The following is a 26,723-nucleotide window of genomic DNA, read 5'->3' on the forward strand; positions in this document are numbered from 1 at the left end:
GCGATCCTTCACACCCCCCTCTGTCCTGCCGGACATCTCCCCCGCAAGTGGGGAGATTGGCCGTCACTGCAGCCTTCGCCAATCTCCAACGTTGCAGGAGTGAGCGGAGCGTCGAAGCTGCTGATCTCCCCCCTTGCGGGGGAGATGGCCGGCAGGCCAGAGGGGGGTGCTGTCCCTCCGGCGTCAAAGGTGCCGCGAGGAACCTTCAATTGTAAAGCCGCATCGACAGGCCGAGCGAGGCCGGTAGCGGGTTCCACCATCCGGTGCGCAGGCCGGCCGTGCGCAGTGCCGCCGCCGTCCAGGTGTTGCAGCCGATCAGCGCATTGAAATGACCATTAGCTTCGAAAAAACGATCGAAACGGGAATAGGCCGCATTCTCGATCGGAATGGCCCCGTTCGGCCCCTGCTGGAAGCTTGCCGCAATGTAATCGAGCAGCGCCGTAAACCGCTCCTCGCCGATGTCGAAGCCGGCGACGTCGGGATGCGGCTCGGCGATTTCGCCGGAAATGTCGACATGCATCACCGAGGCATCGACGGTCAGCGCCTTCATCACCGGCACCGCCTTCAGCTCCGACCAACTCGGCGTCTCCAGATAGAAGGCGCGGCCGCCCCAGCCGAAGACGATGTAGCGGACCTCCACCATGTCGGCTGGAATGCCGGCATCGACCAGGAAATGGAAGCGCCGGCGCACATCGTCGTCGACCGGGATGGCGATGTCGGTGTGGATCGGATTTTGCAGCACCAGGATGCGGTGGCTTGCGCCGATCGGATCGGCAACGGCCGCCGGCCAGAGCGGGCGCGGCAGCAGCGTGCCCAGCGCTACCGCCAGCGCTATTGCAACGGCCAGCAGGCCAAGAAAACGGGCAAGCTTCTTCATGCGGAAGGCATAGAACAAGCAATGCTCAAGGTGAAGCCTCTCCGGAAGTGTGCCACTGACAAAGCGCTTGACGCGCATCCTCCCCGGGAGGATATGCTGAGGCATGTCAGATCATCTCCACGCCTCGCATCCTTCCATCACAAAGCGCCTGAAGCGCGCGCAAGGCCATCTCGCGGCGGTGCTGGCCATGATCGAGGCGCATCGTCCTTGCGTTGATCTGGCGCAGCAGCTTCACGCCGTCGAACGGGCCATCAGCAGCGCCAAGCGCGAGCTGATCAACGATCACATCGAGCATTGCCTGACGGACAGCGTGGAAACCGGCGGCAACTCGCTGGCGGAACTCAAGCAGCTGGCGAAATATCTATGAACAATGTCGTGGCCCGCATTCTGGACTGGTTTGGTTTCGGCTTGCACGATCGCCCCTCACATGGCCACAGCCATGGCGATCACGGTCCGCACGGCCACACCCACGGCGTCATCGATGCGACAATTGCCACCACCGACCGGGGCATCTGGGCAATCAAATGGTCGTTCGTGATCCTGGCCATCACCGCGGCACTGCAGATGGTCGTGGTTGCGTTGTCGGGAAGTGTGGCGCTGCTGGCCGACACGATCCACAACATCGGCGACGCGACCACGGCGATCCCGCTATGGATTGCGTTCGTGCTGGCGCGGCGCAAGCCGTCGCGGATCTTCACCTATGGCTTGGGCCGGGTCGAGGATCTGGCCGGCATCATCATCGTGCTCATCATCCTGTTCAGCGCTGTTGTCGCCGCCTACCAGGCCATCGACAGACTGATCAATCCACAAGTTGTGACCCATCTCGGCTGGCTGACGGCGGCGGGCATTGTCGGCTTCCTCGGCAACGAGGCGGTTGCCGTGTTCCGTATCCGCGTCGGCCGCGAAATCAACAGCGCGGCGCTCATTGCCGACGGCTACCACGCCCGCACCGACGGACTTACCAGCCTTGCCGTGGTCATCGGAGCCATCGGCGTCTGGCTCGGCTTTTCCTTGGCCGACCCGATCGTCGGCCTGCTGATCACGATTGCGATCTTCGGTATCGTCTGGCAATCGGCCCGCTCGGTGCTGACCCGCATGCTGGATGGAATCGAACCCGGTGTGATGGATGAAATCCGACATGCCGCCGAGCATGTTCCGGGCGCACGCATTGTCGATGCCAAGGCGCGCTGGATCGGTCATAGATTGCATGCCGACATCGCAATTGCCGCGGACGAAACCCTGCCGCTGTCGGAAGCGAACAAGATCGCGGCAGCGCTGAAGGACGAACTGTCCCAGCATATGCCAGCCCTGGCCGAGGCGAATGTGCGGTTTTCAACCGAACATGGAGAGAACGACCATCCGCGCCCTCACGAGCACACGCATGACCACGGCCACATGCACTTTCTGCTAGTCTCGTCCGATGTTCCAGACGCTCGTCGAATTTCAGCGCACGATCTATCTGACGCTCTGAACAGATCAAGCTGCTTGCGGCCGGAGGCAATTGGCTGGCATTCATGGCCTTCCTGCCGATGGGCGTCGTGTTCGGGGCTGCCCATGCGCTGACGCCGGGTCATAGCAAGGCCGTCCTGGCGACTTATCTTGCCGGTTCGGATGCGAAGGTTTCGCGCGGCCTGCTCGTGTCTATCACGCTATCGTTCACCCATGTGACGATTGCCGTTCTGATTGCGGCCTTCTCGCTGCCACTTGTCTCCATAGCATTGGGCAGCGTCGGCCGCGCTCCGCTTCTGGAGCATATCAGTCGCGGGCTGCTCGGCCTCATTGGCGTCTGGATGCTCTGGCGCGCTTTGAGCCACAGCCATCACCACAGGCACGAGGGCGAGGCTGTCGGCGTCATGGCAGGCCTGATCCCATGCCCGCTGACGCTTTTCGCGATGACTTTCGCGATCTCCAGGGGTGTTCCGGCAGCGGGCGTCCTGTTTGCCATCACCATGATGGTCGGCGTGGCGGTGACGCTGTCCTGCGTCGCCGTGTTGTCGATCGTGTTTCGAGAACGGCTTGTACAGTTTTTCGCGCGCCAGCCACGGCTGTTCGAAACCATCTCCCGGACCATCGAGGGCGCCGCCGGTCTCGCCCTTGCCGGCGTCGCTCTCTGGCAGATAACCTCGGCTTGAGAGAAAATTGGCCCCAGCCACTGCATATCGTCCGGACCGGTGCAGCCGTTGGAACGAGCCTAGGCGACGCCGGTCATGTCACATCGATGACGACCATCAGCCCGCCGCCGCCCTTCTCCTCGACATTGTTGTTCGTGGTGTGATGCGGGATGTGGCAATGGATCAGCCATTTGCCCGGGCGCTGCGCCTTCCAGATCACGTCATAGCGCTGACCCGGCCCGACGTTGACCGTATCGGCAAGGAAACGACCCGAGGCAGGGATCGTCTCGCCGTCGCGGGCAACGACCTCGAACGGTCCGCCATGGACATGCATCGGATGGATGAAGCCGTTGTTGGTGCCGATGAACCGCACCTTGAGCGTCTCGCCGACCTTCATCGGGATCGTCTCGGTCGAGGGATAGGCCTTGCCGTTGATGGTGAAGAAATTCGGCATGCCGCCGTCCATCGGCATCGACGGGTAGGTCAGCCCTTCCCGCACCAGCCATTCCTGAAGCTCGATGACGTAATCATGGTCGGCCGCGACCTCATCGGCGGGATTGGCGGGATCGATGATCAGCGCACCGTAGAGGCCGAGCGCCTGGGTCCGGTCCGGCTTGGCATGGGGGTGGTAGAAATAGGTTCCGTGCTGGGTTGCGGTGAATTCGTATGAATAGGATTGCCCGGGCTCGATCGGCGCCTGCGTGATCTCGGCCGGCCCATCCATCTGGTTCGGCAGGATCAAGCCATGCCAATGCACCGTCGTTTCCTCAGGCAGGCCATTGGTGACGTTGATCCTGACCCGATCGCCCTGGCGAATGTGAATTCGCGGGCCGGGAATCTGGCCATTATAGGCATAGGCGTCGACCGCAACATCCGGCAGGATCTGCCAGCGGACCACCGAAGGCCTGAGCTCGAACACCTTGATGCCGTTCTCCATCCGAAACGGCAGGTCCTGGTCACCCTTTGCCGTCAGACCATAAGAGGCGGCCACGAGGCGCGGATCAGTGGCAGCCATATCGCGCATCGTATCGGCCGGCGTGTCGCGATCCATGATCATGCCTTGCGGCATGATCACCCCGCCGACGTCGCGTGCCGACAGCGTCAGGTTCAGCCAGTTCGCCGGCGCGATCATGCCGATGGCGAGCGCCAGCAGGGAGACGGCACCTAGGGCAGCGACCTGCGGCGTCGTGGCATCTGTCTCCATGTGATGGCCGCCGCCTTTGCCTTTGTGGGAAGCCATATCGTGGCGCTGCCCGCGATGTGCACTGGCGTCGGCCTGCTGCATTTGCATTTGCGCATGTTGCCTCGTGGCAGGCTGCTCCCGAGCATCGATGCCGGCTGCCTGCGCGCGCTGCGTCATCAGCCCATGCTTCAGCCCCCGGGCGACCAGCCAGACATTGGCCGGATAGGCAAGCGCAAAACCGGCGATGACGCCAATCGACATCACGCCCCAGAACAAAAGCTCCGTCGGTTCCATCGCGCGCATGTCGCGGCCCATCATCAGAAAACTCATGACCGGCGCCATGCCGGCCATCATGAAGTTCATCGAGATGAATTCGGGCAGGAAGCTCTTGCGCACGTTCTCCCAATAGGTGCCGCCCATCATCGATTTCATGAAAAGCGACTGGAAGATGAACAGGCCGAAGGCAAAGCCGGCGAGATATTCGACAATCAGGTCGATCCACATCGGCAGGCCGAGCGCCGCCGTGGTGGCGGCGGCAAGAATGATGCCGGTGGCATCGCCAGCGACGCAGTGGATGGTGGAGCCGACGCCCTGCTTCCACAGCGGCCCGGTGAACACCTCATGCTCGCCCGGCCGAGGCTCCTTGTCGGCGAGCACGTAGAGCAGCAAGCCGAGCGGACCCATATAGAGGGTGACCAGGATGAAGCCCCATTTCATTACCACCGGCTCGGGATTGTTGCGATATTGGTCGAAGCCGACATAAAGCGTCGAAGCCAGCGCCAGCGCGAACCAGACGACGAGGAAATAATCGATCGGTTGGATGAGCATCAGGATGAACCCTTGACCTGCCGCCGCACGCGCCCACGCGGCTTGTTATACAACTCCTAATGGCAACAAACGCGGCCGGCGAGCTTATGATCCGCGCCGGCAAGTGGGGTCGTTATGAGGCTTCCCATCACAGGAAGGTCAAGGGCTTTTGAGCCAGCTCAAATCATCGCCGCCGTACCGAGGCAGCACATCGAAAATTTGCCTCTTGACCTTCCCGTGATGGGAACCTTTATGTCGTGTGGCAACTGCCCGGTTGGAGTTGCAAGCCCATGACTGCCGTCACTCCTTGAATCCCAGCCGAGCCTGTTTCCGCTCCCGCGATTCAGATTGGGATCGAGGGCATGACCTCCGCCTCCTGTGTCGCCCGCTTGAAAAGGTGCTGAAGACGGTGGCATGACGTGACCGAGGCTAGTGTCAATCTGGCTACGGAGCGTGCCACCTGAGTTACACCGCGTGCCGACGCGCTCGACCTTAATCTCGGAGACAACACATGGATCGACGCAGTTTTCTGGCCGCAGGTCTTGCCACGGTTATCACGAGTCCGCGCGCCATCGCCCAGATGAAGATGGACGAGATGCCCGGCATGGATATGGGGCACGCGGGCCACGACATGGGCGCGGCGCCAAAAAGCGCAGCCATGCTGCCTGAGGGCCAGGCGTTGCGCGAGTTGCCGCTGCTAGCCAATGAAGCCAATGCGCCCCGCCTGTTCAGAGCAAACCTCATGGCTGAACCCGCTATAGTTCGCTTTGCAGAAGGGCTCGACACGCCAATCCTTGGGTACAATGGCATGAGCCCGGGGCCATTGATCGAGGTGACTGAAGGCGACCGTGTCGAGATTGTATTCACGAACCAAATTCCTGAAGAGACGAGCACCATCCATTGGCATGGCATGCCGGTTCCGGCTGACCAGGATGGCAATCCGATGGACCCCGTTGCGACGGGCACGGAGCGCACCTACAACTTCGAACTGCCCGAAGGAAGCGCGGGATCGTACTGGTATCATCCGCATCCGCACGGCAAGACGGCCGAGCAGGTCTATCGCGGACTTGCCGGCGCGTTCGTGGTCAAGCCGAAGGCGGACCCGATCCCGGCCGAGTATGGCGACACTGTGCTGGTGTTCACAGACCTTCGCCTTGCCGCCGACGGCACCATGCCGGACAACACCATGGTCGATTTGATGAACGGGCGCGTCGGCGATCACGTGCTGGTCAACGGACAGAAAAATCCCGCGCTATCGGTCCCGTTTGGAACAAAGCGGCGATTTCGGTTCTACAACGCGACCAACGCGCGCTTTTTGCGGCTCTCCTTCGACGGCGCACCCATGACGATCATCGGCACCGATGGCGGTCTGCTGGACGCGCCGGTGGCAGCCAACGATGTCCTGCTCAGCCCGGCGGAACGCCTTGAACTGATCGTCTCGTTTGAGAAGCGCGGAACCGTCACCCTGAACACGCTCGACTACGATCGCGGCTGGATGGGCGCAGGCCGCCCCGCCGATGCAGGCCTGACATTGCTTACGGTCAATGTTTCGGACACGCCTGCAGAGGCGTTTCCTCCGCTGCCGGAAAAGCTTCGACCAATTGCGCAACTTGGCACCCCTGCCGTCAGCCGGCGTTTCGTGTTCACCGAAACGATGACGATGAGCGCGACGGATATGCAGATGGGCTTCCTGATCAACGGCGCGGCGTTCGACATGGGCCGCATCGACGTGGTGTCGAAAACAGGACAGGTCGAGCTCTGGGAAATCGTCAACAAGGCCGACATGGACCATCCGTTCCATGTTCACGGGACGCAGTTCCAGGTGGTCGAGCACGAACGTGGTGGGCAGGTCTCGAAACCGGCCTATCTCGCCTGGAAGGACACGGTCAACGTGGCGCGCGGCGAAACGGTGCGGCTTTTGCTGCGCCAGGATCGCCCCGGGCGGAGGATGTATCATTGCCACATCCTGGAGCACGAGCAGCTTGGCATGATGGGCGTCATCGACGTGCAGGCATAGCCGGTCACTCGACGTGGCTGCACTGGCAATCTATGGCGCCTGTTCACCAGCGCATTCCTCGCCGCAACCATCTTGCCGGTCTCGTCGGAAGTTGTGCTCGCCGGCTTGATCGCCGGCGGCCGTGGCGATCCGGTGCTACTGCTTGCGGTCGCCACAATCGGCAACACGCTCGGCTCGGTGGTGAACTGGATGCTGGGGCGTGGCATCGATACGCTTCAATCTAGGCGATGGTTTCCCATCACCCGTGAACGATACCAGCGGGCGAGCCGGAGCTTTCGCCGCTTTGGCGCGTGGCTGCTCCTATTCGCCTGGCTGCCGGTCGTCGGGGACGCCTTCACCGTCGCGGCAGGCGCAGCCCGCATGCATCTCGGCATATTCGTGATGCTTGTCGCATTGGGCAAGGCTGCACGATATGCGGTGATCGTCGCAGGAGGATTGTGGGTGCTAAGATAATTGCCGATGCTCGCCATCGACCAAAGGGCAGATCCTCCTGAGCATCACCGCTCGTCGAATACGCCTAAGGCCCGAGCAAGACAGAGAGGCTGATCCGCCGGTCTTATCCCGAAGCGGCGTACAGATCAGTGCAGGATCTGCGACAGGAACAGTTTCGTGCGCTCATGGCGCGGGTGGTCGAAGAACTCGGCCGGCGTGTTCTGCTCGACGATCTGGCCTTGGTCCATGAAGATCACCCGGTTGGCGACTTTGCGCGCAAAGCCCATCTCGTGGGTGACGCAGAGCATGGTCATGCCCTCCTCGGCCAGCCCGACCATCGTCTCCAGCACTTCCTTGATCATTTCCGGGTCGAGCGCCGAGGTCGGCTCGTCGAACAGCATGATGCGCGGGTTCATGCACAGCGAGCGGGCGATCGCCACGCGCTGTTGCTGGCCGCCGGAAAGCTGACCGGGATATTTGTTGGCCTGTTCCGGGATCTTGACGCGCGTGAGGAAATGCATGGCGATTTCCTCGGCCTGCTTCCGCGGCATCTTACGCACCCAGATCGGCGCCAGTGTGCAATTTTCCAGAATGGTCAGATGCGGGAACAGGTTGAAGTGCTGGAACACCATGCCGACCTCGCGGCGCACCTCGTCGATCTTCTTCAGATCGTTGGTCAGTTCCTTGCCGTCGACTATGATCTTGCCCTTCTGGTGTTCCTCCAGCCGGTTGATGCAGCGGATCATCGTCGATTTGCCGGAGCCAGACGGGCCGCAGATGACGATGCGCTCGCCGCGCATCACCTTTAGATTGATGTCCTTCAGCACATGGAATTCGCCGTACCATTTGTGCATGGCAATGATGTCGATGGCGACATCGGTGGTGGAAATGTGCATCTTGGCGGCATTGACCTTGATCTCTTCCGCGCTGACGGCGTTTTCTATGACCATGACAAGGTCCCCTTTTTAGCGTTTGTGGCCGGTGTCGAGACGGCGTTCCGTGTACATTGAATAGCGCGACATGCCGAAGCAGAACAGCCAGAAGATGAAGGCCGCGAACACCAGGCCGGATCTGGCCGTCTGCGGCGTCGCCCAGTTGGCGTCGGAGAAGTTCTGTTTGACGATGCCGAGCAGGTCGAACATCGAGATGACGATGACCAGGCTGGTGTCCTTGAACATGCCGATGAAGGTGTTGACGATGCCGGGAATGACCAGCTTCAGCGCCTGCGGCATGACGACCAGACCCATCTTCTGCCAGTAGCTGAGGCCGAGCGAATCGGCGCCCTCATACTGGCCTTTGGGGATCGCCTGCAGGCCGCCGCGCACCACTTCGGCCATGTAGGCGGCGGCAAACAGCGACACGCCGATCAGCGCGCGCAGGAACTTGTCGAAGCTGACGCCGGCCGGCAGGAACAGCGGCAGCATCACGCTGGCAAAGAACAGCACCGTAATCAGCGGGATGCCGCGTACCGTCTCGATGAAGATCACGCACAGCAGCTTGACGATCGGCATGTTCGAGCGCCGGCCGAGCGCCAGCACGATGCCGATCGGCAGCGACACGGCAATGCCGACGAAGGACAGGCTGAGCGTCACCAGCAGCCCACCCCAACGCGACGTCTCGACATGCGGCAGGCCGAACATGCCGCCGACCAGCAGAACGAAGGCGACGACCGGCAGCGCCAGGAAGAGAAGAATGGCGTTCAGCCCTTTGCGCGGTACGCGCGGGATGAGCAAAGGCACCAGCAGTGCCACGAACAGGATGGCCACCACGATCGGCCGCCAACGCTCCTCGACAGGATAGGTGCCGAACATGAACTGGCCGAACTTGGCGTTGACGAATGCCCAGCAAGCACCGGTCCAGCCATCCGGCTGGATGCCGCCTTGCGCCACGGTGGCGCAGACCGAGCGGTCCGGTCCGATCCACTGGGCGTTGATGAAGGCCCAATTGACGATTTGCGGCAGGATCATAGCGACCAGCGCGATGCCGACGATGGTGAGGATGGCGTCGCCCGTGGTGGCAATCAGGTTCTTGCGGATCCAGGCGGTGAGGCCACGCTCGCTCGACGGCGCCGGCTGCGCCAGCGTCATCTCCGTCCGCACCCAGGACATGTCGTGTTCCTGCATGGCCCTACCTCTCCACCAGCGCCATCCTGGCATTGACGACGTTCATGATCGCCGACGTGATCAGGCTGAGCGCGAGATAGACAGCCATCATGATCACCACGCCTTCGACCGCCTGCCCGGTCTGGTTCAAGACAGTGCCAGCGGTCGCCGTCAGGTCGGGGTAGCCGATGGCGATGGCGAGCGAAGAGTTCTTGGTCAAGTTCAGATACTGGCTGGTCAGCGGCGGAATAACGATGCGCATCGCCTGCGGCACGACGACAAGCCTGAGGATCGATCCCGAGCGCAGCCCGAGTGCCGCGGCCGCCTCAGTCTGGCCCGTGCTGACGCCCCTGATGCCGGCGCGCACGATCTCGGCGATGAAGGCGGCCGTATAGCAGGACAGCGCCAGATAGAGCGACAGGAACTCCGGCCTGACCTGAAAGCCACCGACGAGGTTGAAGGTCGACTGCTTTGGAAATTCAAAGCTCAGCGGAAAGCCGCTCAGCGCGTAAGCCAGCAACGGCAGGCCGACGATCAAGGCTATGGATGTCCAGAGCACCGGGAATGGCTGACCCGTCGCCATCTGCCGCTGTCGCGCCTTGCGGGCGACGAACCAGGCCATAGCGATGCCGAGGAGCAGAGCGACCAGGATCAGCCAGGAGCCCTCACCCCAGATAGCGCGCGGAAAATAGAAGCCGCGCTGGTTCAGAAAGGAGCCGAACGGCAAATTGATGCTCTCGCGCGGCGGCGGCAGCACCGCAAGCACGCCGGAATACCAGAAGAAGATGACCAGCAGCGGCGGGATGTTGCGAAAGATCTCGACATAGACAGTGCAGATCTTCCTGATCAGCCAGTTACGCGACAGTCGGCCGATGCCGACGATGAAACCGATGATGGTGGCGGTGATGATGCCGACGACGGCCACGATCACGGTGTTGATGAAGCCAACCAGGATGGCTCGGAAATAAGTCGAATCCGACGAATAAGCGATGGCGCTTTCGCTGATGTCGAAACCGGCGCGGCCCTTGAGAAAGCCGAAGCCGGAGGCGATGTGCAAGCGCGCCAGATTGACGATGACGTTGTGGGTAACCCACCAGACTCCCGCCACCAGCAGGACGAGGACCAGCGCTTGAAAGAATATACCGCGGACGCGAGGATCATTGATGAAGGAACCGCGGCTTGGCTCCTCGCGAAGAACTTCCTGCGATGCCATTCGACAGTCCCCTGGAAAGAGAGACCGGAAGGCAGACGATCTGCCTTCCGGATCTATTTTCGATCAGCGGATCGGCGGAGCGTATTGCAGACCACCCTTGGTCCACAGCGCGTTGATGCCGCGCGCGATCTTCAGCGGGCTGCCCGAGCCGACATTGCGCTCGAACATCTCGCCGTAATTGCCGACGGCCTTGACGATATTGACGACCCAGTCGTTAGAGACGCCGAGATCGGTGCCGATCTTGGTGTCGGCTTCCTGGCCGAGCACGCGCTTGATCTCGGGACTGTCCGAGTTCTTCATCTCGTCGACATTGGCCTTGGTGATGCCGAGTTCCTCGGCGTCGAGCAATGCGAAATAGGTCCACTTGACGATGTGGTACCACTGGTCGTCGCCTTGGCGCACGGCCGGCCCAAGCGGTTCCTTGGAGATGATCTCGGGCAACACGACGTGGTCGGCCGGCGCACCGAGCGTCAGGCGGATGCCATAGAGGCCCGACTGGTCGGTGGTGTAGACGTCGCAGCGGCCGGCGTCATAGGCGGCGTTGACCTCTTCCAGCTTTTCGAAGACGACCGGGTTGTACTCCATCTTGTTCGACTTGAAATAGTCGGCAAGGTTGAGCTCGGTCGTGGTGCCGCTCTGCACGCAGACCGCCGCGCCCGAAAGCTGCAGCGCCGAGTTCACGCCCGGAAGCTTCTTGGCGTTGATCATGAAGCCCTGGCCGTCATAATAAGTCGTGCCGACGAAGTTCAGGCCGAGTGCGGTGTCGCGATTGATGGTCCAGGTGGTGTTGCGCGACAGGATGTCGATCTCACCCGACTGCAGAGCGGTAAACCGCTCCTTGGCGCTGAGCGGCGTAAACTTCACTTTGGTGCCATCGCCGAACACGGCGGCCGCCACAGCGCGACAGAAGTCCGCGTCGATGCCTTGCCACTCACCCTTGTCGTCCGGCGCCGAGAAGCCGGCCAGACCGGTCGAGACGCCGCATTGGATGAAGCCCTTCGCCTTGACATCGTCGAGCGTGGCCGCCGAAGCCGCCGAAGCCGCGAACCCAAACGCGGCGGCGCCCAAAACGCCGATTGCAATGTGTTTCATGACCCACAGACCCTTTTCTGTTTTTTCCAGGCGAACCTGACTTTTTCCCGTGTGAACGCAGCTATGTATCCCGGCCCATTACCGGAATCCCGCATCGTAACCGACGCGCTGCCTCCCATTCACGAACAACATCGAAGGCGATTATTCCTGTGAGGTCAAGGGAAATGACCAAATCCGAAAGACTTTGAAAACCAACCGCCCGAAATGCCTGAAATTGCAGACAAACGCGCTCGCAAATTGGTCAGCGCGCCAATAAAGCCGGCAAAGTCCGACCGTGACTTGCCAAGCGCACCTGGCAGCCGCCCAGAGGATCTACGGCGCACTGCTGAATTGGCATATTCAAGACCTTGGCCTGGCGAGTGCGGTGCGGTTGCGCGGCCAATGCCGCCGCACTATGGCTAACGACCTACCCATGGGACGAAAAGCAATGGCAAAAGACGGCAGCGAGATGGGCATCAACACGCGGCTCGCCCATTCCGGCAACAACCCGCATGACTATTTCGGCTTCGTCAATCCGCCGGTGGTGCATGCCTCGACCGTGCTTTATCCCAATGCGGCGGCGATGGCTTCACGCAGCCAGAAATACACCTATGGAACGCGCGGCACGCCGACCACCGATGCGCTGAACAGCGCGATCGATGCGCTGGAAGGTTCGGCAGGCACGGTCGCGGTGCCGTCCGGCCTGGCGGCGGTGACGCTGCCGCTGCTCGCCTTCCTGTCGGCCGGCGATCATCTGTTGATCGTCGATTCCGTCTATCATCCGACCCGCAACTTCGCCGACACGATGCTGAAGCGGCTGGGCATCGAGGTCGAGTATTACGAACCGCGCATCGGGGCCGGCATCGCGGCGCTGATCAAGCCCAACACCAGGGTGGTGTTCACCGAATCGCCGGCTTCCAACACTTTCGAGGTGCAGGACATACCGGCCATCGCCACGGCAGCACATGCCGCCGGCGCCATCGTCATGATGGACAACACCTGGGCGACGCCGCTCTACTTCCGCCCCCTCGATCATGGCGTCGACATCTCGATCCATGCGGCGACCAAATACCCGGCCGGCCATTCCGACGTGCTGCTCGGCACGGTCTCGGCCAACGCAGCCTGCTGGAATCAGCTTTGCGAGACGTTCAACACGATGGGCTGCTGCGCCGGGCCGGATGACGTCTACCAGGTGCTGCGCGGCCTGCGCACAATGGGCGTGCGGCTGGAGCGCCATCAAAAGAGCGCGCTTGCTCTCGCCGGCTGGCTGGAGGGTCAGCCGGGCGTAGCGCAGGTGCTGCATCCGGGGCTGCCCAGCCATCCCGACCACGCTTTGTGGAAGCGCGATTTTTGCGGATCGAGCGGCATCTTCTCTATCGTTCTTGCAGGCGGCGGACAGAAGCAGCAGCACGCCTTCCTCGACGCGTTGAAGTTTTTCGGCCTCGGCTATTCGTGGGGCGGCTATGAGAGCCTTGCCGTGCCGGTATTCCTGGGCGACCGTACCGTCGCCAAGGGCCCGTATGACGGGCCGCTGGTGCGACTGCAGATCGGGCTCGAGGATGTCGAGGATTTGAAGGCCGACTTGGCGCGCGGGCTGGCGGCTGCCGCAGAGGCCTGAGCCAGCACCTTTCCAGGCTGAGCCAGGAAATCGGCGTAACAGCCTGGAAAAATTGCGATCCTGAGCGATGTCATGGCGACCGACCAGCCGATGAACCGGGCGTCTACAAAATAGAGACGCCGCTGTGGTGGAAGCAGTAGAATAGCCTCTGCCGGCGCTTGATACGGATCGAGGCTGGCCGGCGGATTCGTCGGGAACCTTTTGCCGGGCGATGCATCCAATGTCGCGATGAGAAGCCTATCAGGAGATCGGCCATGCCTGCTGCGTTGACGGCAACGCCCGCCGCTTCCGGCGACATGCAGCTTGTCGGCCGCGCGCTGGCACGTGATGGCGATGCATTCCGTACCATTATCAAGACGCACAACCAAAGGCTCTACCGCATCGCCCGCGGCGTCGTGCGTAACGACAGCGAGGCCGAGGACATCGTCCAGGAGGCCTATGTCAGCGCCTTTGCCCATCTCGAGGCCTTTCGCGGCGATGCCTCGCTCGCCACGTGGCTGTCGCGTATCGTCATCAACGAAGCGCTCGGCCGCTTGCGCAAAAGGCGGCGAATGGTAGCGATGCCTGAAAACCCGCAAGCCGAAATCATCCGGTTTCCCCTCAACCCGAGCGACGATCCGGAGCGGACGATGGCGCAACGGCAGATCCTTGAGCTTGTCGAACGGGCAACCGACAGTCTTCCCGATATCTACCGGATGGTGTTCGTGGCGCGAGTCATCGAGGGACTGAGCATAGAGGAGACCGCCGAACTGCTTGGCGTGCGACCAGAAACCATCAAGACCCGGCTTCACCGCGCCCGTGCGCTGGTGCGCAAGGCGCTGGACGACCAGATCGGCCCAGTGCTGCTCGACGCCTTTCCGTTCGCGGGCCGGCGCTGCGAACGGCTGACCAATGCCGTGATGCAGCGGCTTGGTCTTTCCGGATAGGTCGCGCCGATTTTCGGGGGAACGTTTGCCGCCGACCTGCATCCAATGAGCGTCACTGAAAACGAAGCCCGATGCAAATTCCGCGTCGGGGCGAAGGAGAGCATCATGTTTATTCGATCGACCGCGGCACTGGCCGCAGTTTTCCTGCTTAGCGCAGCACCTTTGTCGCAAGCTGCCGACAAACCGACCGATCCGCAGATCGCACATATCGCCTACACGGCGGGCGTGCTTGACGTCGAGGCGGCCAAGCAGGCGCTGAAGAAATCGAAGAACAAAGAGGTCGTGGATTTCGCCAAGGACATGGTGCGAGATCACGAGGCGGTCAACAAACAGGCTCTCGACCTGGTCAAAAAGCTCAAGGTCACGCCTGAGGACAATCCGACCAGCAAGGCGCTGACCAAGGCGGCGGCCGAGGAACGTGCGAAGCTTGCCAAGTTCAAGGGTGCGGCGTTCGACAAGGCCTATGTCGCCAGCGAAGTGGCCTACCACAAGCAGGTCAACGGCGCGCTCGAAACGCTGCTGATCCCGTCGGCCAGCAATGCCGAGCTGAAGAGCCTGCTGGAAACCGGCCTGAAAATATTCCAGGGCCACGAACAGCACGCCGAACACGTCGCCGGCATGCTGAAGTGAGGATTGGGCCAATGGTGTCGAGGCGGCATCTGTGGGTTGCGCTGGCGCTGACCATGGGCGCCGCACCGGCCAAGGCCGAAACCATCGAGGTGACGATCGACAAGCTTGTGTTTTCGCCGGCAAAGATCGAGGCGAAGGTCGGCGACACGATCAAGTGGGTGAACAAGGACGTGTTCGCCCACACGGCAACCGTCGACGGCGGCTGGGAAGTGATGATCCCGCCGAAGAAGGCGGCGAGCCTGACGGTGAAGAAGGCGGTGTCGGTCGATTATTTCTGCCGCTTCCATCCCAACATGAAAGGCCATCTCACGGTGACATCGCCCTGACTGGCTAATGCATGTCGCGCAAAAGTGTGCAGCGGTTTTGCGATAACGACATGCATAAAAAAGAACCTAAAGCGCCTCGCATGCGGCCGGTCGAATGCGACGCGCTTTTAGGCCGCCAGCCATGCCGTCCCTACAAGAAGCGTGACCAGCGTCAACGGCAGGCCGACCTTGAAGAAGGCGATGAAGCCCAGCGGTTTGCCGGAGACCCGCGCGTGCTCGGCAACGATCAGATTGGCGACCGAGCCGAGCAGCGTGAAATTGCCGGCCAGCGTCGAGCTCATGGCGACGACCAGCCAGGCCCGCTCGGGGTTTTCCAGTCCGGGCACGAACGGCTTCAGCGCCAGCACGGCCGGAACATTGCTCATGATGTTGGACAGCACTGCGGTGAAGCCGGACAGTCGCCAGACATCATTCAGCCCGAGGTCTTTTGCCGAAGCGACGATGTCGGGCGTAAGCAGCGTCTTCTCCGCCCCGGCGACGACGATGAAAAGCCCGGCGAACATGAACAGCAGCGGCCCATCGATCTCGCGATAGATCCGCTCAGGCTTGATGGCACGGGTCAGCAACAGAATCGCGCCGCCGATCAGCGCCGCCTTGGCTACGGGGACGCCGGCAAAGAAGGCGATCGCCAAACCGATACAGACGACCACCGCCTTGAGCACCTGTCCCGGCAGCATGCGGCCGCGATAGACTTCGGGGCTGAGCTCGGCCTTGCGCGAGAATTCGGCGCGGTAGACGATGCGGATGATGACGATGACGGCGACGAGGCCGAACGCCGCGACCGGCGCAAGCGCCGCCGAGAAGGCCGGATAGGAAATCCCCGACAGGGCGCCGATGACCATGTTTTGCGGATTGCCGGTGATGGTGGCGACGCTGCCGCAATTCGAGGCCGTGGCGGTGGCGATCAGGTAGGGAACCGGGTTGCGGTTGATGACGCGGGTGACATGGACGACGATCGGCGCCATGACCAGGCAGATGGCGTCGTTGACCAGGAATGCCGACAGGACGCCGGTCAACAGCGTCACCATCACCAGCAGCATGAACGGCGCATGCGCATGCTCGATGGCGAACCCGCCGAGCGCGCGAAAGGCGCCCGACACTTTCAGATGCGCCACGACGATCATCATGCCGAGCAGAAGCGTGATGGTGTCGAAGCTGATGGCGCGGTAGGCGTCTTCCATGTCGAGCGCGCCGATGGCGATCATCGCCGCACCGCCGAGCAGCGCGATGCCAGCCCGGTCGAGGCGCAGCCCGGGTATCCTGCCGACGGCGACGCCGGCATAGGTCAGGACCAGGATCAGCAATGCCGCCGCGCCCATCGCTGTCATGTTTCGGAAATCCTGTTCGCGACTGGCGAGTGAACCTGTCCGGAATGGACCCTGAAATATTGGCGATCCCGACAGGATTCGAACCTGTGACCATCGGCTTAGAAGGCCGGTGCTCTATCCAGCTGAGCTACGGGACCGCTGGCCGGCCGCATGACCGGCGGATTGTGCCGGCAGGGCCGGTATGGGATCAATGCGTCCAGGGCGTCCTGCGGTCATAGCGGAAATTCTCCGCATAGGAAATCTGGCGGCGCTTGATTTCCTTCGGCTCCTCGACGCGGAAAGCCAGTCCTTCCTTCTCGGCATAGGCGACCGCCTCTTCTCTTGTGTCGAAGGTCAGCCTGATCTGGCTTCGCATGTCGCCGGACGTGGTGTAGCCCATCAGCGGATCGATCTTCTTGCGCTGCTCAGGATCGAATTCCAGCACCCAATAGCCGGTCTTGGCCTTGCCGGACTGCATCGCGGTTTTGGTTGGGCTGAAAATGCGGGCTGACATGACCACCTCATTGCTGGTTGCAAGCACACGACCCCGACACCAGGTTACTGTTCCCGGGCCATGCACTAGCCCGTCATTACTGCGCAATGCCGCCGGCAGCAAGGCCGATGGCTTTTTACGCTTGCTTTGGCGGGCCGAAATCACTAGGCAACAGACCGTTCGGAGTGTAGCGCAGCCTGGTAGCGCATCTGGTTTGGGACCAGAGGGTCGGGAGTTCGAATCTCTCCACTCCGACCATTCATCAAGCAAATCTCGTCGGCAGGGCAAGCGGATCACGCTCGAGCGTGTCTCCGTCGCCGGTCATGCTTAAGTGACGGACGGACAGCACGAGCCCGCGCTGCCCGTCCGATATGTAAGCCGTCAGCCCTGGATGAAGGCCAGCAGATCCGGATTGATGATCTCCGGGTGGGTGGTGCACATGCCGTGCGGCAGGCCCTTGTAGACCTTGAGCGTGCCGTGCTTCACCAGCTTGGCCGCAAGCAGCGCGGAATCGGCGATCGGTACGATCTGGTCGTCGTCGCCATGCATGATCAGGACGGGAACCTCGATCTTTTTGAGGTCGTCTGTGAAATCGGTCTCCGAGAATGCCTTGATGCAGTCGTAATGGGCCTTGGCTCCGCCCATCATGCCCTGGCGCCACCAATTGTCGACGGCGCCTTGCGAGACCTTGGCGCCGTCGCGGTTGAAGCCATAGAACGGGCCGGCCGGCACATCCCTGTAGAACTGGGCGCGGTTAGCGGCCAGAGCCGCGCGAAAGCCGTCGAAGACTTCGATCGGCAAGCCGCCGGGGTTGCTGTCGGTCTTGACCATGATCGGCGGCACGGCGCCGATCAGCACCGCCTTGGCAACACGGCCGCCGCCGCCATAAAGCGCGACGTAACGCGCCACCTCGCCGCCACCGGTCGAATGGCCGATGTGGATCGCATACCTGAGATCGAGATGCGCGGCCAGCGCCGCGACGTCGGCGGCGTAGGTGTCCATCTCGTTGCCGGTCGCGGTCTGCGACGAGCGGCCGTGGCCGCGGCGGTCGTGTGCGATGACGCGATACCCCTTTTCGAGGAAGAACAGCATCTGGTTGTCCCAGTCGTCTGAGCTCAGCGGCCAGCCGTGATGGAACACGATCGGCTGGCCCTTGCCCCAATCCTTATAGAAAATCTCGGTGCCGTCATGGGTGGTGAATGTGCTCATCGTCCTACTCCTTGATGGAAAGTTGGGAGGTAACAGGGAAGCTTTTAGCCCCCTTCAGCTAGACAAATTATAACAGTGCGGTCAGGGTGAGCATTGGCAAAACGGACATTCAACGTGGCAAAACTGACAAATGACGGCTGCGCGTGATCTGATCGAAATCGGCCTTGTCTTGTATCCCGGCGTGCAGGAAGCAGCCGTGCTCGGCCTGACCGATCTTTTCATGCTGGCAAACCGGCTGGCTGTAGAGCGGTCGCCGGAGGCGGCGAGGCTTCGCGTCAGCCATTGGCGATTGGACGCGGGCCATACCGTAATCCGCACCTTCGACAGCGACCCCGGCGCCGACAATGAACCAGCCATGGTTATCCTCCCACCGACCTTGGGAGATCCGATCGCTCGGGAAGCAGCCGCGCCCTATGCCGGCTGGCTCAGGGACCGTCATGCGGCAGGGGCGACGCTCGGTTCGGTCTGTGCCGGCGCTTTCGTGCTTGCCGAGACCGGCCTGTTGTCCGGTCGCGCGGCGACGACGCACTGGGCCTATCGCGACGCGCTGGCGTTACGCTTTCCAGACATCCTGCTCGACGCCGACAGGCTGGTCATCGACGATGGCGACATTATCACCGCGGGCGGCTACATGGCCTGGACCGACCTCGGCCTGAAGCTGGTGGACAGGGTGCTCGGGTCGGCCGTCATGATGGACACGGCGCGTTTCATGCTGGTCGACCCGCCGGGCCGCGAGCAACGTTTTTACAGCCCGTTTGCGCCGCGGCTGACCCATGACGACGAAGCGATCCTCAAGGTGCAGCATTGGCTTCAGGCGAACGGCGCGCGCGACGTGACGCTCGGCGCCATGGCCGAGCATGCCGGGCTGGAGGAGCGGACTTTCCTGCGCAGGTTCCGCAATGCCACTGGCCTGCGGCCGACGGAATATTGCCAGCACCTGCGAGTCGGCAAGGCGCGCGAGATGCTGGAAACCACGATACGGTCGATCGACCAGATCGCCTGGGAGGTCGGCTATGACGATCCCGGCTCCTTCCGCAAAGTGTTTGCCAGGATAACCGGCTTGGTGCCCGGCGACTATCGCAAGCGCTTTGGCGTGGAACGAGCCGCGATTGCAGGAGGTGAAAGTTGAGACCTGGCCGCCGCGCAACGGCGCTATCGATCATGCTGCCAAACGGCAAGCTCGCCGGGAAGAGAACCCCAACCACCCATCTCCCGGCGAGCCTACTACCTGATTTGATACGCAATCAGGACCGGGATTAGCCGGCAAGCTCTTTGTTGCAAGACGGATGCCAGTCTTTCTTCTCGAAATGGGACACAGACGGGAGTGAGCTCCCTGATGTTCACGCCGAGGCTTTTTGCCTGATGTGCCGGATCAGTCGAATTCCTGAAATCAGCAGCAATGCGCCTCCGACTTCCACGACCAGGATCACGGCCGAGCCCCAGGGAATAGCTGGCCAAAACTCCGAAAAGGCTTGCCTGAGCCAAGTGCTATGAGCAGGCTCCTCGCCGTAAGTCCTGAGCATCAAGTCCGCGTAATCGAACATCTCTTGGACCACGATCGCCGACCAGAACAGCGATGAGACAAGCCATATCAGTGCGATTCGTCTGACGATCGGGCTCATTCCAATACCTACTGTCAAAAAGATCGACTTGATTTGCACACCCGCCAAACGAGATCATCCCGCTATATCTCGAACTCGCCCTGCCCTTCGTCCATGGCGCTGACGGTCTCGGCGGCGAGCGCCCGCGTGATCGGCGTCTTGCGCTCGAGCGCGGTACGGTCGAGCCGTTCGACCACGCGCATGGCAGTGGCCAGCGAGCGCTCGATGCGGCGCACCAGATATTGCACGACATGCGGCTCGACCTCCACCTGGCGGTCGGCGAACAGCTTTGTGATAACCCCAGCCAGCAGAAGATCGTCGGGTTCGTGGATTTCAATGGTCGCGGCGGCCTTGAGCCGCGACGCCAGGTCGGGCAGCCTGACGCCCCAGGCGGACGGGAAGCGCCGCGCCGTCAACAGCAAGCTCGAGCCGGCGCCGCGCACCGCGTTGATCAGGTGGAACAGGCCATGCTCGTCGACCGGGCCGGCATCGACGTCGTCGATCAGGGCCGGGCGCGGGCCGAGGGTTTCGATGCAGTCGCCGATGCGGCCCGCCTCCACTTTCACGGCGCCGGCGCGGGTCCGCCAGATCGAGGCCAGATGGGTTTTCCCCGAGCCGGCCGGCCCGGCCAGCACAACGACCGGCGACGGCCAGTCCGGCCAGCGGTCGACAAGCGCAGCCGCCTGGCTATTCGTGCTGGAGACGACGAGCTCGTCGCGCGAATAGCCGGTACCGTGACCTAGATCGAGCGGCAATTGACGCGGCGGATCGATCTTGTCCGGCATCTGGCTCAACCGCGCGCGCCCCCGCGGCGCCGCACCTGCAGCGGCGGCACCGGCTCGTCGGAATGGCCCTTGTAGAGGGGCGATTCGAGGTAGCGCGCGATGGCGAAACGCACCAGAACGGCAACGGCGGCGGAAGCCGGCACGGCGATCAGCAGGCCGACGAAGCCGAACAGCGCGCCGAAGGCAAACAGCGCAAACATCAGCCACACCGGATGCAGGCCGACGCTCTTGCCGACCAGCCTGGGCTGCAGGATGTTGCCCTCGATGAACTGGCCGACGAAGAACACGCCGGCAACCGCCGCGACCATGGTCCAGTCCGGCCAGAACTGGACGAAGGCGACGCCGACGGCGAGCACCAGGCCGGTCAGCGAGCCGACATACGGGATGAACGAGATCAGCCCGGCGAACAGGCCGATGAGGATGCCGAAATTCAGTCCGGTCAGCGTCAGGCCGGTGGCATACATGGCTCCGAGCACCAGGCACAGCGTGCCCTGGCCGCGCACGAAGCCGGCGGTCGCCGTGTTGATGTCCCTGGCGATCGTCCTGACGGTCTTGACATAGTCGCGCGGCACCCAGCTGTCGACGATTGCCACCATGCGGTCCCAGTCGAGCAGCATGTAGAAGGCGACGACCGGCGTCACCACGAACAGGCTGACGACCGAGACCAGCGCCACGCCGGAGCTCCAGATCGAGGTGAAGACAGTGGTCAGGAGGCCGAAGCCGGAGGTCAGCAGCGAGTTCAAGCCTTCGCGCAGGCCGTTGGCGTCGACGCCAAATTTCTCTTCCAGCCATTTCGGGTCGAAGCTGGTGATCAGGCCTTGCAGCCGAGTCAGATAGTCCGGCAGCTTACTGGCGAAATCAGCCATCTGCGAGGCGAGCACCGGAACCAGGATGACGACGGCCAGCACCAGGACGACGATGAAGGCGATGAGGATGACCACCGTCGCCATCAGCCTGGACAGGCCGAGACGCTCCAGCCGGTCGGCGACGGGATCGAGGAAATAGGCGAGCACCATGCCGGCGACGAAGGGTAGAAGGATGCCGCTGAAGACATAGAGGAAGACGGCGAGGATGATGGCGCTGACCAGCCAGAAGCGGATCTGGCGGCGAAACGACGCCGATGCCGCAGCCTCCGCTGCCGCGGCTTCGGCCTCGGCGTCGATGGACCGTTCGTCAGGTGCCCGGTGTTCAGGTGCCCGGTGTTCAGGTGCCCCGCGTTCAGGTGCCGGGTGTGGAGCCTTCGCCATAGCCGCTCATATGCCTCAGCCAAGCCACGAGATAGGCCGCGGCCGAAGCCACGGTCAAGACCCCGGACAGCAATATGAGGGCCGGTCTCAGCGGATCGAGACGGATGTCGAAGGCGAGTTCGCCCAACACCACGGCCGCCAGCACGATCTGGATCGCGGTGTTGGCCTTCGACACCAGGAGCGGCTTCATCTCGACGGGATGCGCCATGACGGTGGACAAAAGCACGGCGCAGATGATCAGTGCGTCGCGCGACACCATGGTAACGACCAGCCAGAGCGGCAGTTCGCCGCTGAAGCCCAGGACTACGAAAACCGAGACCAGAAGCAGCTTGTCGGCCATCGGATCGAGATAGGCGCCGAGCCTGGAAAACTGATTGAAATGGCGGGCGATGAAGCCGTCGACGCCGTCGGAAATGCCGGCAATGAGGAAGCCGGCAAAGGCCCAGTCCCAGCGTTCCTGCAGCATGGCCAGCACCACGGCCGGCACCAGCACGAAGCGCATGATCGTGATCATGTTGGGGATGGTCAAACGCATTATCCCGTCGCTCTTGTTTGTCGATACATGATGGAGATGGAGGGTCACGGCAAGTGAGAAGCGACAAAAGTTGGGCCGTGCACGGGTTTGTCGAGAGCGCACTGGTAGCGAAGCTGTTTTGGAACAAGCGGCGTAGTGGCTGGACTCTTCGGCAACCATCAAGGCACCATGGCGCAACAAAGAGGGAGTGGAATCTTGTCTTTGGCCGTTGGCGAAGCGCGTAAGTATCTCGATACGTTCATGACGGGACATGGCTTTCGCCGCATCCGGAAAGGCGTCTTCGAAGTCGACCGGAGCGACGATATCAGCCTGATTCTCGAAGAGGCCTTTACTGCGAGCTATGGCGATGTTCATGTGAACATGCTCGTTTACCTGGATTTTCTTACCGTCAGGCCGTTGCTTGAAAGGCTGTACGGCAAAAAATGGATCTGGCCCGGACTGTCGCAGTTTCATCCTGAAACGATATTTAACAATGAGCTGAAAGCTTATGCTCGTTACTTCGAGCACCTTGACCAGACGAGCATAGATAGGTTGCTGGGGAAATATGTCGAGCTGGCGCGACGGATCAGGGCTCAGAACCCGGACCTCGCCAGTTACGTCGCCGGACATAGCGAGTTGCTCGACAAGCCTTACGAATTCACACAGCCCTTCGCAGTTCGGATCCTCGCGCTGATTGCCTGCGAAATCGAACTTGGGCACTACGAGCGGGTGAAGCAGGCTGTGCACTGGATTCGAACGAACAATAGCGGAATAGCGCTGAGCGGCTACGCCAAGGCACAACTCGACCGCGTCGACATGGTTCTGGCGGAACGAGAGGGGCGTCGGTAAGGGCGGCAGCTTGGGCGACTGTCCACTCTTTTGTCGAGCCAAGACCGTCTGATCCCGCCGTCATTCTTGCGAGGTGCGGCCGTTCATGCGAAGAGCCCGGGAAAGCAATAGCTTATTCCCAACTGCCGAACGACGATGGCGCAGAGAATCACAATCGCTTGGCGAGTCACGCTTTGCTATCTGGCCGGACTGACAGAGAGTCTGCTGGCTTTCGCATCTTTCGGAACCCCGCACCGCTACATAGCGACGCAAGATCTTCTGTGGGCCTTCGCTCTTGAGCTGGCCGTGGGCGTGGTCGTCTCTTGGCCCCTTTGGCTGACGGCTGCGGTCATGGCATTCCTGTTCGCGAGGTCGGTCGTTGCAAATCCAGGTCTGTGGGCTGCAGCGGCGGCTTTGGTCGCCGCCGGCTTCTCGTATGGAATTCTGCCCTTCGACGGCGAAATCAGGTCTCTTGCCACCGTCGGTGGCCTCGCCGCAATTCTGGCGGGGATTTCTTTTTACTGTTGGAGTATATCGCGCCCGGTTCCGCCGGTATCCAACTGAAAACACCATCATCGCGCGCTTGCCTTGCGGGGCAAAACCGTTCATGCGAAGAGCCCGCAAGCGAATGAAACCAGCGACAGGCAAGCGCAACAGATGAGCAGGCGCCGGAAATGAGCAAGCGCAAGAACGGGCTCACCTATGCCGAAGCGGGCGTCGACATCGATGCCGGCAATCTCATGGTCGAGAAGATCAAGCCGCTGGTGCGCGCCACCCGCCGGCCGGGCGCCGATGGCGAGATCGGCGGCTTCGGCGGCCTGTTCGACCTCAAGGCCGCCGGCTTCACCGATCCGGTGCTGGTCGCCGCCAATGACGGCGTCGGTACCAAGCTGAAGATCGCCATCGACGCCGGCAAGCACGATACGATCGGCATCGACCTCGTCGCCATGTGCGTCAACGACATCGTCGTCCAAGGCGCCGAGCCGCTGTTCTTCCTCGACTATTTCGCCACCGGCAAGCTCGATCCCGACCAGGGTGCTTCGATCGTCGGCGGCATCGCCGAGGGCTGCCGGCAGGCCGGCTGCGCGCTGATCGGCGGCGAGACGGCGGAAATGCCCGGCATGTATCACGACAAGGATTACGACCTGGCCGGCTTTGCCGTCGGTGCCGCCGAACGCGGCCAGCTGCTGCCGACCGACGACATCGTCGAGGGCGATGTGCTGCTCGGCCTCGCCTCCTCGGGCCTGCATTCGAACGGCTTTTCGCTGGTCCGCCGCATCGTCGCGGTAAGCGGCCTTGGCTGGGGCGATCCGGCGCCGTTCAATGACGAGGCGACGCTGGCCGAGGCGCTGCTCGAGCCGACCCGCATCTACGTCAAATCGATCCTCAAGGCGATCCGCAACACGCATGGCATCAAGGCGCTGGCCCATATCACCGGCGGCGGCTTTCCCGAAAACATCCCGCGTGTTCTGCCCAAGGATTTTTCGGCCGAGCTCGATCTCGGCGCCATCGAGGTGCCGCCGGTGTTTTCGTGGCTGGCCAAGACCGGCGGCGTCGCGCCGGAAGAGATGATGCGCACCTTCAATTGCGGCATCGGCATGATCCTGGTCGTCGCCTCGGGCCAGGCGGCGCAGGTCGCTGCAGTTCTGCAGGAGGCCGGCGAGACGGTGACCCCGATCGGCCAGATCGTGCCGCGCCGCGATGCCGGCGTCATCTATCGGGGCTCGATCGGGCTATGACCAGAAAACGCACCGTAGTGCTTATTTCGGGGCGCGGCTCCAACATGACGGCGCTGATTGCGGCGGCGAGCAACCCTGCGTATCCGGCCGAGATCGTCGGCGTCATCTCAGATCGCGCCAATGCCGCCGGCCTCGGCATCGCCGGGGCGCGCGGCATCGCCATCAAGGTGATTTCGCGCTCCGACCATGCCAGCAAGGAAGCGCATGACGGAGCGATCGACGCGGCCCTTGTCTCTTTCGGCGCCGAGATCGTCGCGCTGGCCGGCTATATGCGCATCCTCGGCGCGCGTTTCGTCGAGAAATGGCAGGGCCGCATGGTCAATATCCATCCTGCCCTGCTGCCTGCCTTCAAGGGGCTGGATACGCACGCGCGAGCCATCCGGGCGGGCATGCGCATCCATGGCTGCACGGTGCATTTCGTCACGCTCGACATGGATGACGGGCCGATCATCGCCCAGGCCGCCGTGCCGGTAATGGTCGGCGACAATGAGGACGCGCTGGCCGCGCGCGTGCTCAAGGCCGAGCACCAGCTCTATCCGCTGGCGCTGGGGCTGGTCGCCGAAGGCAAGGCGCGGATGGAAGGCGGCCGCACGGTGTTTTCGCGCTTCGCCGACGATGCCGACAACGCCACGTCGGTGGTGATCGCGCCCGACCCGCTGCGCGAAGAGACCGATCTCGAGCACCTGGCGCGGATAACGCCGTAAGGGTCCGTAGAAAAAGCCAATAAATCGTCGGGTCGGCAGAGATAGACCAATGGACGTTTTCGACAGCGCGATCCGGACAAAGCGTGATCTGGCCGGCGTCTTCGAGTACGACGAGGCGGACGATCCGAAAAGTGCCACGGCATATTTTTATCTCTGTCGGATCGAGGACGGGCGAGTAGGTCCCGTCGTCGGGGCAATTCACGTTCGATCGGGCGATTGGGCCATTACTGAAGCAGACATTTCGGTCAGATGGGATAAAGATGAACGGCGTGTAGGCATGTTCATCTTTGGTGCGCTTTGGGCGAGTTTTGATACCGTCACGGGTGCAAGACATGGCGGCGGATATGGGAAAGACTTTCAGCCCGACATCCCTTGGATTTGAATTGAATCCATGAAGCAACTGCTGCTCCTGCGTCACGCCAAGTCGAGTTGGGACGATCCCGGCCTCATCGACTTCGACCGGCCGCTGTCCGCGCGAGGGCTGAAGGCAGCGCCGCTGGTCGGACGCGAACTGGCGCGGCGCGGCTGGCTGCCGGAGCTGGCGCTGGTATCGCCGGCGCTGCGCACCCGCGACACATGGCGGCTGGTCTCGGCGGAATTGCCGGCGAAGGTGCAGGCCAAATTTGCCCAGGCGCTCTACGAGGCAGCGGCGGCGGACATCCTCGCCAAGGTTCGGCAAGTAAAGGCGGGGACCGGAACGCTGCTGGTGCTTGGCCACAATCCCGGGTTGGAGGAGTTCGCGCGCGGGCTTGCCGGGGCTGGATCGAACGAAGCAGCGCTGAAGAAGCTGGCGGAAAAATTCCCGACCGCGGCCCTGGCCCGTTTCGACATCGACGGCGATTGGGCCGGTCTCAGCTTCGGCAGCGCCCGGCTGACGCACTGCATTTGGCCGAAGGATCTTCGCTAGGGATTTACCAACAGGCCGGGGGAAGGATCGCCGATCCTTTCGACCGACCGAGCTTCGCACAAACAAGAGCGGCGGG

General features: G+C 62.2%; 29 protein-coding genes and 2 tRNA genes. 17 read left to right on the forward strand and 14 right to left on the reverse strand.

Going from position 1 to position 26,723, the window contains the following annotated elements:
• Positions 1-205 precede the first annotated feature (205 nt).
• Positions 206-877: a TIGR02117 family protein gene (locus E5W70_RS14810; RefSeq protein WP_292659362.1), complete on the reverse strand. Its 672-nt coding sequence runs from the start codon at positions 875-877 to the stop codon at positions 206-208.
• 103 nt (positions 878-980) lie between these two features.
• Between E5W70_RS14810 and E5W70_RS14815 the strand changes: the two genes are divergently transcribed.
• The 3 genes from E5W70_RS14815 to E5W70_RS14825 are packed head-to-tail and all read left to right on the forward strand — an operon-like array spanning position 981 to position 3,009.
• Positions 981-1,244 (forward strand): metal-sensing transcriptional repressor, encoded by a 264-nt coding sequence (locus tag E5W70_RS14815; protein WP_292659296.1) that lies wholly within the window; start codon positions 981-983, stop codon positions 1,242-1,244.
• On the forward strand, positions 1,241-2,440 hold the full coding sequence (locus E5W70_RS14820) for a cation diffusion facilitator family transporter (RefSeq protein ID WP_292659298.1): 1,200 nt from the start codon (positions 1,241-1,243) through the stop codon (positions 2,438-2,440). The genes E5W70_RS14815 and E5W70_RS14820 overlap by 4 nt, the downstream gene beginning before the upstream one ends.
• Entirely contained in the window at positions 2,392-3,009 is a 618-nt protein-coding gene (locus E5W70_RS14825) for a sulfite exporter TauE/SafE family protein (RefSeq protein ID WP_292659300.1), read from the forward strand. Before E5W70_RS14820 ends, E5W70_RS14825 begins: the two co-directional genes overlap by 49 nt.
• A 73-nt stretch (positions 3,010-3,082) precedes the next feature.
• On the opposite strand, the gene E5W70_RS14830 is transcribed toward E5W70_RS14825, so the two are convergent.
• Positions 3,083-4,999, reverse strand: a complete 1,917-nt coding sequence (locus E5W70_RS14830) for a DUF4396 domain-containing protein (RefSeq protein WP_292659301.1) — start codon at positions 4,997-4,999, stop codon at positions 3,083-3,085.
• Positions 5,000-5,489: 490 nt separating this feature from the next.
• Between E5W70_RS14830 and E5W70_RS14835 the strand changes: the two genes are divergently transcribed.
• Entirely contained in the window at positions 5,490-6,995 is a 1,506-nt protein-coding gene (locus tag E5W70_RS14835) for a multicopper oxidase family protein (RefSeq protein ID WP_292659302.1), read from the forward strand.
• 72 nt (positions 6,996-7,067) lie between these two features.
• Positions 7,068-7,448, forward strand: a complete 381-nt coding sequence (locus E5W70_RS14840; RefSeq protein WP_292659304.1) for a YqaA family protein — start codon at positions 7,068-7,070, stop codon at positions 7,446-7,448.
• A 125-nt stretch (positions 7,449-7,573) separates the two neighbouring features.
• Here E5W70_RS14840 and E5W70_RS14845 read toward each other — a convergent pair whose 3' ends face one another.
• The 4 genes from E5W70_RS14845 to E5W70_RS14860 all read right to left on the reverse strand — a co-directional run bounded on the left by E5W70_RS14845 (position 7,574) and on the right by E5W70_RS14860 (position 11,834).
• Positions 7,574-8,377, reverse strand: coding sequence for an amino acid ABC transporter ATP-binding protein (locus tag E5W70_RS14845; protein ID WP_023719746.1), 804 nt, complete (start codon positions 8,375-8,377; stop codon positions 7,574-7,576).
• 15 nt (positions 8,378-8,392) lie between these two features.
• A complete protein-coding gene (locus E5W70_RS14850; protein ID WP_292659307.1) occupies positions 8,393-9,550 on the reverse strand; it encodes an amino acid ABC transporter permease in 1,158 nt (385 codons plus the stop codon).
• A 4-nt stretch (positions 9,551-9,554) separates the two neighbouring features.
• Complete coding sequence (locus E5W70_RS14855; RefSeq protein ID WP_292659309.1) at positions 9,555-10,742, reverse strand: amino acid ABC transporter permease; 1,188 nt, start codon at positions 10,740-10,742, stop codon at positions 9,555-9,557.
• A 63-nt stretch (positions 10,743-10,805) separates the two neighbouring features.
• Complete coding sequence (locus E5W70_RS14860) at positions 10,806-11,834, reverse strand: amino acid ABC transporter substrate-binding protein (RefSeq protein WP_292659311.1); 1,029 nt, start codon at positions 11,832-11,834, stop codon at positions 10,806-10,808.
• Between the two features lie 427 nt (positions 11,835-12,261).
• Here E5W70_RS14860 and E5W70_RS14865 point away from each other — a divergent pair, with 427 nt between their 5' ends.
• The 4 genes from E5W70_RS14865 to E5W70_RS14880 all read left to right on the forward strand — a co-directional run bounded on the left by E5W70_RS14865 (position 12,262) and on the right by E5W70_RS14880 (position 15,313).
• Positions 12,262-13,431 carry a cystathionine beta-lyase gene (locus tag E5W70_RS14865; protein WP_292659313.1) on the forward strand — a complete coding sequence of 390 codons (1,170 nt, stop codon included), beginning with the start codon at positions 12,262-12,264 and terminating at the stop codon, positions 13,429-13,431.
• Between the two features lie 254 nt (positions 13,432-13,685).
• Positions 13,686-14,357, forward strand: a complete 672-nt coding sequence (locus tag E5W70_RS14870; RefSeq protein ID WP_292659315.1) for an RNA polymerase sigma factor — start codon at positions 13,686-13,688, stop codon at positions 14,355-14,357.
• A 105-nt stretch (positions 14,358-14,462) separates the two neighbouring features.
• Entirely contained in the window at positions 14,463-14,987 is a 525-nt protein-coding gene (locus E5W70_RS14875; protein WP_292659317.1) for a DUF4142 domain-containing protein, read from the forward strand.
• An 11-nt stretch (positions 14,988-14,998) separates the two neighbouring features.
• On the forward strand, positions 14,999-15,313 hold the full coding sequence (locus E5W70_RS14880) for a cupredoxin family copper-binding protein (protein ID WP_292659319.1): 315 nt from the start codon (positions 14,999-15,001) through the stop codon (positions 15,311-15,313).
• 107 nt (positions 15,314-15,420) lie between these two features.
• On the opposite strand, the gene E5W70_RS14885 is transcribed toward E5W70_RS14880, so the two are convergent.
• The 3 genes from E5W70_RS14885 to E5W70_RS14895 all read right to left on the reverse strand — a co-directional run bounded on the left by E5W70_RS14885 (position 15,421) and on the right by E5W70_RS14895 (position 17,134).
• Entirely contained in the window at positions 15,421-16,641 is a 1,221-nt protein-coding gene (locus E5W70_RS14885) for an anion transporter (protein ID WP_292659320.1), read from the reverse strand.
• 60 nt (positions 16,642-16,701) lie between these two features.
• Positions 16,702-16,778, reverse strand: a tRNA-Arg gene (locus tag E5W70_RS14890).
• A gap of 50 nt (positions 16,779-16,828) precedes the next feature.
• Positions 16,829-17,134, reverse strand: coding sequence for an ETC complex I subunit (locus E5W70_RS14895; protein ID WP_292659322.1), 306 nt, complete (start codon positions 17,132-17,134; stop codon positions 16,829-16,831).
• A 160-nt stretch (positions 17,135-17,294) separates the two neighbouring features.
• On the opposite strand from E5W70_RS14895, the gene E5W70_RS14900 reads away from it, so the two are divergent.
• Positions 17,295-17,371: transfer RNA gene (locus E5W70_RS14900), tRNA-Pro, on the forward strand.
• A 123-nt stretch (positions 17,372-17,494) separates the two neighbouring features.
• On the opposite strand, the gene E5W70_RS14905 is transcribed toward E5W70_RS14900, so the two are convergent.
• Positions 17,495-18,322 (reverse strand): alpha/beta hydrolase, encoded by an 828-nt coding sequence (locus E5W70_RS14905; RefSeq protein WP_292659323.1) that lies wholly within the window; start codon positions 18,320-18,322, stop codon positions 17,495-17,497.
• A 130-nt stretch (positions 18,323-18,452) separates the two neighbouring features.
• Between E5W70_RS14905 and E5W70_RS14910 the strand changes: the two genes are divergently transcribed.
• The gene (locus E5W70_RS14910) at positions 18,453-19,451 is read left to right on the forward strand and encodes a GlxA family transcriptional regulator (protein WP_292659325.1); all 999 of its coding nucleotides are present in this window, start codon (positions 18,453-18,455) and stop codon (positions 19,449-19,451) included.
• A 211-nt stretch (positions 19,452-19,662) separates the two neighbouring features.
• Here the strand turns inward: E5W70_RS14910 and E5W70_RS14915 are convergent, their stop codons facing one another.
• The 4 genes from E5W70_RS14915 to E5W70_RS14930 form a co-directional block, all read right to left on the reverse strand.
• Positions 19,663-19,944 carry a hypothetical protein gene (locus E5W70_RS14915; RefSeq protein WP_292659327.1) on the reverse strand — a complete coding sequence of 94 codons (282 nt, stop codon included), beginning with the start codon at positions 19,942-19,944 and terminating at the stop codon, positions 19,663-19,665.
• A 62-nt stretch (positions 19,945-20,006) separates the two neighbouring features.
• Entirely contained in the window at positions 20,007-20,708 is a 702-nt protein-coding gene (hdaA, locus tag E5W70_RS14920; protein ID WP_292659329.1) for a DnaA regulatory inactivator HdaA, read from the reverse strand.
• Between the two features lie 5 nt (positions 20,709-20,713).
• Positions 20,714-21,955: an AI-2E family transporter gene (locus tag E5W70_RS14925; protein ID WP_292659331.1), complete on the reverse strand. Its 1,242-nt coding sequence runs from the start codon at positions 21,953-21,955 to the stop codon at positions 20,714-20,716.
• Positions 21,927-22,484 carry a CDP-alcohol phosphatidyltransferase family protein gene (locus E5W70_RS14930; RefSeq protein WP_292659365.1) on the reverse strand — a complete coding sequence of 186 codons (558 nt, stop codon included), beginning with the start codon at positions 22,482-22,484 and terminating at the stop codon, positions 21,927-21,929. The genes E5W70_RS14925 and E5W70_RS14930 overlap by 29 nt, the downstream gene beginning before the upstream one ends.
• A gap of 141 nt (positions 22,485-22,625) precedes the next feature.
• Between E5W70_RS14930 and E5W70_RS14935 the strand changes: the two genes are divergently transcribed.
• The 6 genes from E5W70_RS14935 (at position 22,626) to E5W70_RS14960 (ending at position 26,647) form a co-directional block, all read left to right on the forward strand.
• Positions 22,626-23,318 (forward strand): hypothetical protein, encoded by a 693-nt coding sequence (locus tag E5W70_RS14935; protein WP_292659333.1) that lies wholly within the window; start codon positions 22,626-22,628, stop codon positions 23,316-23,318.
• Positions 23,319-23,453: 135 nt separating this feature from the next.
• Positions 23,454-23,861 carry a hypothetical protein gene (locus E5W70_RS14940; RefSeq protein WP_292659335.1) on the forward strand — a complete coding sequence of 136 codons (408 nt, stop codon included), beginning with the start codon at positions 23,454-23,456 and terminating at the stop codon, positions 23,859-23,861.
• Positions 23,862-23,971: 110 nt separating this feature from the next.
• Entirely contained in the window at positions 23,972-25,036 is a 1,065-nt protein-coding gene (gene purM / locus E5W70_RS14945; RefSeq protein ID WP_023677649.1) for a phosphoribosylformylglycinamidine cyclo-ligase, read from the forward strand.
• Positions 25,033-25,740, forward strand: coding sequence for a phosphoribosylglycinamide formyltransferase (gene purN / locus E5W70_RS14950; RefSeq protein ID WP_292659338.1), 708 nt, complete (start codon positions 25,033-25,035; stop codon positions 25,738-25,740). Before purM ends, purN begins: the two co-directional genes overlap by 4 nt.
• Before the next feature lie 49 nt (positions 25,741-25,789).
• Positions 25,790-26,122, forward strand: coding sequence for a hypothetical protein (locus E5W70_RS14955; RefSeq protein ID WP_292659340.1), 333 nt, complete (start codon positions 25,790-25,792; stop codon positions 26,120-26,122).
• 9 nt (positions 26,123-26,131) lie between these two features.
• Entirely contained in the window at positions 26,132-26,647 is a 516-nt protein-coding gene (locus E5W70_RS14960) for a histidine phosphatase family protein (RefSeq protein ID WP_292659342.1), read from the forward strand.
• The last annotated feature ends 76 nt before the right edge of the window (positions 26,648-26,723 follow it).

This window comes from Mesorhizobium sp. (assembly GCF_005063415.1).
GTDB lineage: Bacteria > Pseudomonadota > Alphaproteobacteria > Rhizobiales > Rhizobiaceae > Mesorhizobium.

Coding starts and splice junctions, on each gene's coding strand:
- E5W70_RS14810 (WP_292659362.1), bottom strand. CDS start 877: ATGAAGAAGCTTGCCCGTTTTCTTGGCCTGCTGGCCGTTGCAATAGCG.
- E5W70_RS14815 (WP_292659296.1), top strand. CDS start 981: ATGTCAGATCATCTCCACGCCTCGCATCCTTCCATCACAAAGCGCCTG.
- E5W70_RS14820 (WP_292659298.1), top strand. CDS start 1,241: ATGAACAATGTCGTGGCCCGCATTCTGGACTGGTTTGGTTTCGGCTTG.
- E5W70_RS14825 (WP_292659300.1), top strand. CDS start 2,392: ATGGCCTTCCTGCCGATGGGCGTCGTGTTCGGGGCTGCCCATGCGCTG.
- E5W70_RS14830 (WP_292659301.1), bottom strand. CDS start 4,999: ATGCTCATCCAACCGATCGATTATTTCCTCGTCGTCTGGTTCGCGCTG.
- E5W70_RS14835 (WP_292659302.1), top strand. CDS start 5,490: ATGGATCGACGCAGTTTTCTGGCCGCAGGTCTTGCCACGGTTATCACG.
- E5W70_RS14845 (WP_023719746.1), bottom strand. CDS start 8,377: ATGGTCATAGAAAACGCCGTCAGCGCGGAAGAGATCAAGGTCAATGCC.
- E5W70_RS14850 (WP_292659307.1), bottom strand. CDS start 9,550: ATGCAGGAACACGACATGTCCTGGGTGCGGACGGAGATGACGCTGGCG.
- E5W70_RS14855 (WP_292659309.1), bottom strand. CDS start 10,742: ATGGCATCGCAGGAAGTTCTTCGCGAGGAGCCAAGCCGCGGTTCCTTC.
- E5W70_RS14860 (WP_292659311.1), bottom strand. CDS start 11,834: ATGAAACACATTGCAATCGGCGTTTTGGGCGCCGCCGCGTTTGGGTTC.
- E5W70_RS14865 (WP_292659313.1), top strand. CDS start 12,262: ATGGCAAAAGACGGCAGCGAGATGGGCATCAACACGCGGCTCGCCCAT.
- E5W70_RS14870 (WP_292659315.1), top strand. CDS start 13,686: ATGCCTGCTGCGTTGACGGCAACGCCCGCCGCTTCCGGCGACATGCAG.
- E5W70_RS14875 (WP_292659317.1), top strand. CDS start 14,463: ATGTTTATTCGATCGACCGCGGCACTGGCCGCAGTTTTCCTGCTTAGC.
- E5W70_RS14880 (WP_292659319.1), top strand. CDS start 14,999: ATGGTGTCGAGGCGGCATCTGTGGGTTGCGCTGGCGCTGACCATGGGC.
- E5W70_RS14885 (WP_292659320.1), bottom strand. CDS start 16,641: ATGACAGCGATGGGCGCGGCGGCATTGCTGATCCTGGTCCTGACCTAT.
- E5W70_RS14895 (WP_292659322.1), bottom strand. CDS start 17,134: ATGTCAGCCCGCATTTTCAGCCCAACCAAAACCGCGATGCAGTCCGGC.
- E5W70_RS14905 (WP_292659323.1), bottom strand. CDS start 18,322: ATGAGCACATTCACCACCCATGACGGCACCGAGATTTTCTATAAGGAT.
- E5W70_RS14910 (WP_292659325.1), top strand. CDS start 18,453: ATGACGGCTGCGCGTGATCTGATCGAAATCGGCCTTGTCTTGTATCCC.
- E5W70_RS14915 (WP_292659327.1), bottom strand. CDS start 19,944: ATGAGCCCGATCGTCAGACGAATCGCACTGATATGGCTTGTCTCATCG.
- hdaA (WP_292659329.1), bottom strand. CDS start 20,708: ATGCCGGACAAGATCGATCCGCCGCGTCAATTGCCGCTCGATCTAGGT.
- E5W70_RS14925 (WP_292659331.1), bottom strand. CDS start 21,955: ATGGCGAAGGCTCCACACCCGGCACCTGAACGCGGGGCACCTGAACAC.
- E5W70_RS14940 (WP_292659335.1), top strand. CDS start 23,454: ATGGCGCAGAGAATCACAATCGCTTGGCGAGTCACGCTTTGCTATCTG.
- purM (WP_023677649.1), top strand. CDS start 23,972: ATGAGCAAGCGCAAGAACGGGCTCACCTATGCCGAAGCGGGCGTCGAC.
- purN (WP_292659338.1), top strand. CDS start 25,033: ATGACCAGAAAACGCACCGTAGTGCTTATTTCGGGGCGCGGCTCCAAC.
- E5W70_RS14955 (WP_292659340.1), top strand. CDS start 25,790: ATGGACGTTTTCGACAGCGCGATCCGGACAAAGCGTGATCTGGCCGGC.
- E5W70_RS14960 (WP_292659342.1), top strand. CDS start 26,132: ATGAAGCAACTGCTGCTCCTGCGTCACGCCAAGTCGAGTTGGGACGAT.